The organism is Prevotella conceptionensis 9403948 (assembly GCF_000312305.1).
In the GTDB taxonomy this organism is placed as follows: Bacteria; Bacteroidota; Bacteroidia; order Bacteroidales; family Bacteroidaceae; genus Prevotella; species Prevotella conceptionensis.
The window spans coordinates 2,555-4,888 of the sequence record NZ_HE999470.1 but is presented as its reverse complement, the minus strand read 5'-3'; the positions used below and the strand labels follow the sequence as shown (position 1 = coordinate 4,888).

At 55.7% G+C, this 2,334-nt stretch carries 1 rRNA gene; it reads right to left on the bottom strand.

From position 1 onward, the window contains the following. Positions 1-5: 5 nt before the first annotated feature. A 23S ribosomal RNA gene (locus tag BN93_RS17225) occupies positions 6-2,334 on the bottom strand.

Here is a 2,334-nt window from a genome sequence, read left to right as displayed (position 1 = left end):
GGGGGAGGTAAGAAAGTTTCGGGCAATTAGTAGCGCTCGGCTTTGGCGTCGCCGCCTTTACACCTGCGCCCTATCGACGTCCTCGTCTGGGACGACCCTCATGAGGAGTTCTAATCTTGCGGCCGGCTTCGCACTTAGATGCTTTCAGCGCTTATCCGATCCAGACTCAGATACCCGGCGGTGCACCTGGCGGCACAACCGGTAAACCGGAGGTCTGTCCATCACGGTCCTCTCGTACTAGTGACAGGGCCACGCAAAACTCCAACGCCCACGATAGATAGAGACCGAACTGTCTCACGACGTTCTGAACCCAGCTCGCGTGCCACTTTAATGGGCGAACAGCCCAACCCTTGGGACCTTCTCCAGCCCCAGGATGTGACGAGCCGACATCGAGGTGCCAAACCACCCCGTCGATATGAGCTCTTGGGGGGGATCAGCCTGTTATCCCCGGAGTACCTTTTATCCTTTGAGCGATGCAGTTTCCATACACTTGCACCGGATCACTATGCCCCAGTTTCCTGCCTGCTCGGCATGTCTGCCTCCCAGTCAAGCACCCTTATGCCATTGCACTCTAATGGGCCGGTTACCAATCGGCCTGAGGGTACCTTTGGAAGCCTCCGTTACGCTTTTGGAGGCGACCACCCCAGTCAAACTGCCCACCAAGCAGTGTCCCCGCAACGAGCGGGTTAGACCTCGGACAGCCAAAGGGCCGTATTTCAAGGGTGGCTCCACAAGGGCTGGCGCCCCCGCTTCGAAGCCTCCGGCCTATCCTACACATCGGATGACCAAGGTCAATGCTAAGCTGCAGTAAAGGTTCACGGGGTCTTTTCGTCCCATCGCGGGTAATCGGCATCTTCACCGATACTACAATTTCACTGAGATCATGGTTGAGACAGCGTCCGGATCATTACACCATTCGTGCAGGTCGGAACTTACCCGACAAGGAATTTCGCTACCTTAGGACCGTTATAGTTACGGCCGCCGTTTACCGGGGCTTCAATTCAAACCTTCGAGTTGCCTCTGAGCTCTCCTCTTAACCTTCCGGCACCGGGCAGGTGTCAGGCTGTATACGTCATCTTTCGAGTTAGCACAGCCCTGTGTTTTTGTTAAACAGTTGCCTGGACCTATTCTCTGCGCCTCGCCTTGCGACGAGGACCCCTTATCCCGAAGTTACGGGGTCAGTTTGCCTAGTTCCTTAACCATGAATCTCTCAACGCCTCAGTATGTTCTACCCGACTACGTGTGTCCGTTTGCGGTACGGGTGCCGCACGGATTGAGCTTAGCGGATTTTCTCGGGAGTATGGTTACCCACGCTATTGCCTCGCCCCGAAGGGAAAGGCATACTTTCGAGGTTCGACTCGGGCGGTGGATTTGCCTGCCGCCCTCAACGCCTACGCCCTTCAACGGAGAATTCCGTATCTCCGCGGTGGTGTCACGCCTCCGTCTCCGCATCGCTCCGTGCGGCAGTAAGGGAATGTTAACCCTTTCTGCCATCGGCCTCGCCGTTCGGCTGAGCCTTAGGACCCGACTGACCCCGGGATGATTGGCATTGCCCGGGAAACCTTAGTCTTACGGCGGGAGGGAATCTTACCCTCCTTATCGTTACTTATACCTACATTTGCTTTTCCATAGGCTCCAGCGGTGATCGCCTCACCGCATTCGACGCCGATGGAATGCTCCCCTACCGATACTTTTTTCAATGCTATCCCGCGTCTTCGGTGTCTGCCTTATACCCGATTATTATCCACGCCCGGACCCTCGACCAGTGAGCTGTTACGCACTCTTTAAATGAATGGCTGCTTCCAAGCCAACATCCTGGCTGTCGCGGGGACCAGACTTCGTTAGACTAACTCAGGCAGAACTCCGGGACCTTAGACGGCGGTCTGGATTCTTCTCCTCTCGGGAACGGACCTTAGCACCCGTCCCCTTACTGCGCAGCTACTATCCCCTAAGCATTCGGAGTTCGTCAGGACTTGATAGGCGGTGAAGCCCTCGCGTCCTATCGGTCGCTCTACCTCTTGGGGAGAACACTGCACGCGGCACCTAAATGCCTTTCGGGGAGTACGAGCTATCTCCAAGTTTGATTGGCCTTTCACTCCTACACACACCTCATCGGGAAGCTTTTCAACGCTTATCCGTTCGGACCTCCATCCCGTGTTACCGGGACTTCATCCTGGACATGTGTAGATCACTTGGTTTCGCGTCTACCACATCTGACTATGACGCCCTCTTCAGGCTCGCTTTCACTGCGGATGCGCGGCTCCTGCCGCTTATCCTTGCCAGATACGGTAACTCGTAGGTTCATTATGCAAAAGGCACGCCGTCACTGCAAAA